This is a genomic window from Streptomyces sp. F001, from assembly GCF_004187715.1.
GTDB lineage: Bacteria > Actinomycetota > Actinomycetes > Streptomycetales > Streptomycetaceae > Streptomyces > Streptomyces flavusporus.
The window spans coordinates 1-5,815 of the sequence record NZ_QZWF01000098.1 but is presented as its reverse complement, the minus strand read 5'-3'; the positions used below and the strand labels follow the sequence as shown (position 1 = coordinate 5,815).

Sequence of the window (5,815 nt, the reverse complement as noted above, 5' to 3'; positions counted from 1 at the left end):
GTGCACGGAGGTCACTGATGTCCCACACTCGCGTCCTGGTCGTGTAATCGGCGTTCTCGGTCTGAGCGAGGACCAGTTTGCCGTCGCCGCTGAAGGCACTGGTGCCTGCCTCGACGATGGACGGCACCCTGCCCTCGATCGCGGACGCCCACGTCCGGCCGGGCCACAGCCGTATCTCGCCGGCCACATCACCAGCCGCGAGATACCGGCTGTCCGGACTGTAGGCGACCGACTGGGCGGGCTCGCCCGACGGCAGCGCTGAGAGAGACTGCCAGTTCTCCACCTCCGACACCTTTCCGGTCACGTCGCGCCGATGAACGCCGTTGTCCCGGTCCGCACCCGCGAGGAGTCTGCCGTCCCCGCTGAAACTGAGCGAGGGAATGCCGTCCGGGTGGCTGCCCAAGTAGTCCCGGTACTCCTCCACCTCGACGCGCCGCAGTTCCCGTCCGTCCGCCGGCTCCCACCAGGCGGCCTTCCCGCCGGCCCCGGTCGCGACGACCAGGTCGCGCTTCGGGTGCGCGGCGACCGCCATGACCGTCTCGGCCCGCTCGGTGTCCCGCAGCACGGGCCGGTCCGGATCGGTCAGGTCCCACAGCCGCACCTGGGCGGGCTGTCCGCCGTCCCCTTCCTCGTTGCCGTTGCCGGTGATCAGGTGACGTCCGTCGCGGGTGAACGCCAGCGAGATCACCTCCGTCTCGGCGATCGTCCGCTCCACCCGCAGCGCGGGGTGCGCCGGGTCGCTCACGTCCCACAGCCGGAGCCGTCCCGCCTCGCTGCCCGCCGCCAGCGTCCTGCCGTCCCCACTGAACGCGAGGGTGAACGTCGTGCCCTCGGCGATCGACAGCCGGGCCACCCGCTCGGGATGCATCGCGTCGGTGGTGTTCCAGAGCGTCAGCGACGTCGCCGTCTGCACGGCCAGCACCCGCGTACGGGGGTGATAGGCGATGGCCGCGCTGCCGTCCACCTTGAACCCGCCCGCCTCAGCCGGCATCGCGGGCTTCGACACATCCCACAACCGCACCCGTCCGCCCCGGTGACTGGCGGCCAGCACCTCACCGTCCGGGCTGTAGGCAAGGTTGAGCACCGGCTTGCGCTCTCCCCGAGCCGGCGACAGGTGTGCCGGCGCCACCGTGGTCGCCGCCGCGTACAGGCTCGACCGTGTCTCCGAGGTCTGCGCCGTGCGGTACGCGGCGAGGCTGAGCTGCAGCGCCTTCTGCGGGTCGCGTTCGCGCATGATGTCGGCCTTGATGGCCAGTTCCCGCGCGATCAGGCTCCGCTCCCGATCCGCCGCCTGTCCGTTCTCGTAGAACGCCCAGCCCGCCAACACCCCGGCCACCAGCGCGAGGGCGGACAACCCGGCGATCCAGGCCCGCGTGACGGACCGCCTGCGCCGCTGCGCCTGGTCGGCGGCGGTGACGAAGTCCCGTACCACCTGTCGGACGGGGAGCCGGGCCGACTCCTCGGCGGCGACAAGCGCCCTCGCCTCGTCCAGGCTGGTGCCCGTCCACAGGCCACTGCCGTGGTCGGACCAGGACTCGGCCGCCTCCGTCAGCCGCCGCAGCCGCAGCAGATCGCCGCGCACCTCGGCGATCCAGCCCTGCAGCCGCTGCCAGGCGTAGAGCAGCGAGTCGTGGCCGAGCTGTGCGCCGCCCTGCTCGTCCACGACGACGAGGCGGGCGTCCGCGAGGCGGCGCAGCAGGTCCTCGGAGCCGGCCAGTTCCTCCCGCGAAACCCGGCGGCGCACCAGCCGTCCCTCGCCGTCGGCGACCTGGACCATCGCCAGCATCAGTTCGCGCAGGCGGGTCCGGCCCTCGTCGTCGAGGTCTGCGTAGATGCCCTCGGCGGTGCGGGCGACGGCGTCACGGATGCCGCCGGCCTGCTGGTAGGCGGCATAGGTGAGTGTCGTACCGCGCCGACGCAGCCATATCTCCCGCAGCACGTGGGCCAGGAACGGCAGCGCGGCCGCGTCGCCCGGCCCGCCGCCCGCCCGCTCCTCGTTCACCTCGCGCCGCAGGATCTGCGGGACGCCCTCCTCCCACTGAAGTCCCTCGTACCGGGCGGGTCCCACGATGGCCGCCTCGACCTCGGCGTCGTCGAGGGCGGGCACGGTGAAGTGGTCCCGCGCCACGAGCGGGGCCAGATGACGGTCGCGCAGGGCGTCGTCGTGGTAGTCGGCTCGCAGGGCCAGCACGATGCGGGGGCCGTCGGCGGCGGTGAGCGCGGCGGCGAAGCGCTGCTGCTCGGTCGCGTCGCCGCCGTGCGTGAAGTACTGCTCGAGCTGGTCGACGACCAGGACTCCCGGCGCCCGTACTGCCTTGGCGTCGGAGGCGGGGCGGCTGAAGCGGCCCTGTTCCAGGTTCCGTACGACCTCGGTGACCGGCCGGTCCACGGCTGCCGCCCAGGCCTCCGCGAGCGCCCGGAACGGCTGCGCGCCCGGCGCCGACACGATCCGTACGCTCCCCAGCCCCGCGTCCTCGGCCGCCGTGCTCAGCCCGGCCCGCAGCAGTGACGACTTGCCGACGCCCGAGGTGCCGATCACCACCAGCGGCTCGCCGAGCCGGGTCTGCGCGACGCGCCGCAGCAGTTCACGGGTCACCTTCTCGCGGCCGAAGAAGAGGTGATGCTGCTCGGGCAGGAACGGCACGATGCCCGGGTAGGGGCTGACCGCGTCCGGGTCATCGGGGGTGGAGGCAGTCTCGGGGCTCGGCGTGTAGCGGCGGTTGGCGGTGAGGACCCGTTCCGCCATGCGGGCCGTGCCGCCACCGTACGGCCGCGCGGGGCCGCCCTGCAGCCGCTGGTCGAGGAGCCGGTAGAGGCTGCCCGGCGTCAGCCGGGGCGGGCCGCCTGCGTCGCCCTCCCGCAGCAGGTTCAGCAGCTCACCGGTGAACAGGGTGTACTCGGCGCCCTCGGGGGCGTACGCCAGGGTGTCGCGCAGGGCGGAGGCGAGCAGATAGCTGCCCTGGGGCCGGCTGCCGCCGAACGGGTCCGAGGCCGGCGGGCGGCTCGGCTCCCGGGCGTTTCCGGCGAAGCAGCAGTCGAGGATGACGAGCGGATCTGCGGGCCCGTCGCTGAGGTAGCGCTCGATCTCGTCGTACGGGACGGAGTGCGCGGTGTCGGTGAGGGACCTGGTCGCCGCCGTCGCCAGATACAGCCGCCCGCCCGGCCCGCGCAGTCCGTGGCCGACGTGGCAGAAGACGACGGCTCCGCTCTCGTACCGGCCCTGCGTCGGTCCGGCGAGGTCCACGGTTTCGGCGAGTGCCGCGAGGACCTCGCTCGGTGACCCGGGGTCGCACAGCAGCCGGACCCGGTCGCCCATGCCGCACTCCGTGGCCAGCGCCTCAGCCAGGGCCTTCGCCGACGGTACGGCGGACGGGAGCGCGGCCAGCCGATCGCCCGGGTGGCTTCCGGTACCGACCACCACCGCCCGGCAGCCGGGCCCCGTCAGGTCCGGCCTCCCCCGTGACGGCATGGTCAGTCTCCCTGCCCGGCCCGGTCTTCCGTCCCGTCGGTGGCCGGTCGCTGCCGAAGGGCCTCCGCGACCTGCTGCGCCAGCTCGCTCGCGCCTTCCGCCGTCAGCCCGCGGACCTTCTCGGAGGAGACGACGACCTGGGTGCCGTCCGGCTGGTTGATGGTGACGGTCTGGTTGCCCCGGCGGTTCTGCAGCCAGACCACCACCGCCGCTCCGACGGCCGCCGTCGGCCCGCCCGGGGCCAGGACCAGCGTCAGCACCTCGCTCCACGCCCCCATGGCCCCCGCCGGGACGCCGACCGGCGACTCCCGCCGGACCAGACTCCGCAACCCGGGATCCTGACGCAGCCAGTCGTACAGGTCGTCCGTGGCGCCGGCGCGGTCGCCGGTCTCCGTGTCAACGGCCAGTGTGATGCGCACCTTGCTCCCTCTGGAGAACACCAGTACCCCACCGCAACTGTCACTGCAAAACTAACATCCCCAACTACCCGTGCAAACGGGGCAGTTGGGGATGTCGTGCAAAGAGTCCAGGGATCGGATGTCAGATGAACGAGTTGATCTCGATCGTCTCGTCCCGGCCCGGCCCCACGCCGATCGCGGAGATCGGGGCGCCGGACATCTCCTCCAGCGCCTTGACGTAGCTCTGGGCGTTCTTCGGGAGGTCGGCGAAGGTCTTCGCCTTCGAGATGTCCTCCGACCAGCCGGGGAGCATCTCGTAGACCGGCTTCGCGTGATGGAAGTCGGACTGGGAGTACGGGAGCTCGTCGACGCGCTGCCCGTCGATCTCGTAGGCGACGCAGACCGGGATCTGCTCCCAGCCCGTGAGGACGTCCAGCTTCGTCAGGAAGAAGTCGGTCAGGCCGTTGACCCGGGTCGCGTACCGGGCGATGACCGCATCGAACCAGCCGCAGCGGCGGTCACGGCCGGTCGTCACGCCCCGCTCGCCGCCGATGCGGCGCAGCGCCTCGCCGTCCTCGTCGAAGAGCTCCGTCGGGAACGGGCCCGCGCCGACTCGGGTCGTGTAGGCCTTCAGGATGCCGATGACGCGGCTGATCTTCGTGGGGCCGACCCCTGCGCCCGTGCAGGCGCCGCCCGCGGTCGGGTTCGACGACGTCACGAAGGGGTACGTGCCGTGGTCGATGTCCAGGAGCGTGCCCTGGCCGCCCTCGAAGAGGACGACCTTGTTGTCCTCCAGGGCCTGGTTGAGGATCAGGACCGTGTCGGCGACGTACGGCTTGATCTGCTCCGCGTAGCCCAGCAACTCCTCGACGACCTGCTCCACGGCGATCGCGCGGCGGTTGTAGAGCTTGGTGAGGATCTGGTTCTTGACGTCGAGCGCGGCCTCGACCTTCTGCTGGAGGATCGACTCGTCGTACAGGTCCTGGACCCGGATGCCGACACGGTTGATCTTGTCCGCGTACGTCGGACCGATGCCGCGGCCGGTCGTGCCGATCTTGCGCTTGCCGAGGAAGCGCTCCGTCACCTTGTCGACAGTGACGTTGTATGGCGTGATGATGTGCGCGTTGCCGCTGATCAGGAGCTTGGACGTGTCGACGCCGCGCTCGTTCAGCCCGCTCAGCTCGGAGAGCAGGACCGAGGGGTCGACGACAACGCCATTGCCGATGACCGGCGTGCAGCCGGGGGACAGGATTCCGGAAGGGAGCAGGTGGAGGGCATACTTCTGGTCACCCACGACCACCGTGTGGCCGGCGTTGTTGCCGCCCTGGTAACGCACCACGTAGTCGACGGATCCGCCGAGGAGGTCCGTTGCCTTTCCCTTGCCTTCGTCACCCCACTGAGCACCGAGCAGCACAAGTGCGGGCACGCGCGTACACCCCTTCCGGGTGGGGCATGTCCAAGGTCAGGGGCGTACGCGGCACGGCCTGTGCCTCGTACACCGGCGACCTTCGTCGGCCGCAACCTGTCGGACCGGATGCCCCGGAATAGACGAAGCCCCTGGCGCAATAGCGCAAGGGGCTCTTGCACAAAGATGCTACCCGAGGAAGCGAGGCATGACCGAGGTGGCGACTTTCGCGATGTCCGATCAGCTGCTGGTGGTGATCGATCCGGTCGCCCGGAGGACGGACGGGGAGTCCGTGCGGATCGCGAAAGACGTGCTCAGCGCGGGTGCGGCGACGAAGGTGTGCCTGCCGGACGGGCCGGAGGAATTCGCGCGGGCGCTTGAGCGCAGGGGCTCGCGACGGCCGGTGGTGGTCGGTGACGACCGTGCTCTGATGCGGGCCGTGTCGCTGCTGCACCGGCAGCGGGAGCTGGCCGGATGTGTGCTGTCGGTCGTGCCGGTCGGGTCGGCTCTCGGGCTCGCCGGGGCACTGGGCGTACCGACGGG

The 5,815-nt window shown here is 71.5% G+C and carries 2 protein-coding genes and 2 pseudogenes; 1 reads left to right on the top strand and 3 read right to left on the bottom strand.

What is annotated here, in order from left to right:
- The 3 genes and pseudogenes from StrepF001_RS44155 to StrepF001_RS44145 all read right to left on the bottom strand — a co-directional run.
- A pseudogene (locus StrepF001_RS44155) lies at positions 1 to 3,469 on the bottom strand (caspase family protein); the annotation flags it as partial.
- A 2-nt stretch (positions 3,470 to 3,471) separates the two neighbouring features.
- Complete coding sequence (locus StrepF001_RS44150; protein ID WP_129803703.1) at positions 3,472 to 3,888, bottom strand: hypothetical protein; 417 nt, start codon at positions 3,886 to 3,888, stop codon at positions 3,472 to 3,474.
- Positions 3,889 to 4,009: 121 nt separating this feature from the next.
- The gene (locus StrepF001_RS44145; RefSeq protein ID WP_129803702.1) at positions 4,010 to 5,293 is read right to left on the bottom strand and encodes an adenylosuccinate synthase; all 1,284 of its coding nucleotides are present in this window, start codon (positions 5,291 to 5,293) and stop codon (positions 4,010 to 4,012) included.
- Between the two features lie 187 nt (positions 5,294 to 5,480).
- Between StrepF001_RS44145 and StrepF001_RS44140 the strand changes: the two are divergent.
- Positions 5,481 to 5,815: pseudogene (locus tag StrepF001_RS44140) on the top strand (diacylglycerol kinase); the annotation flags it as partial.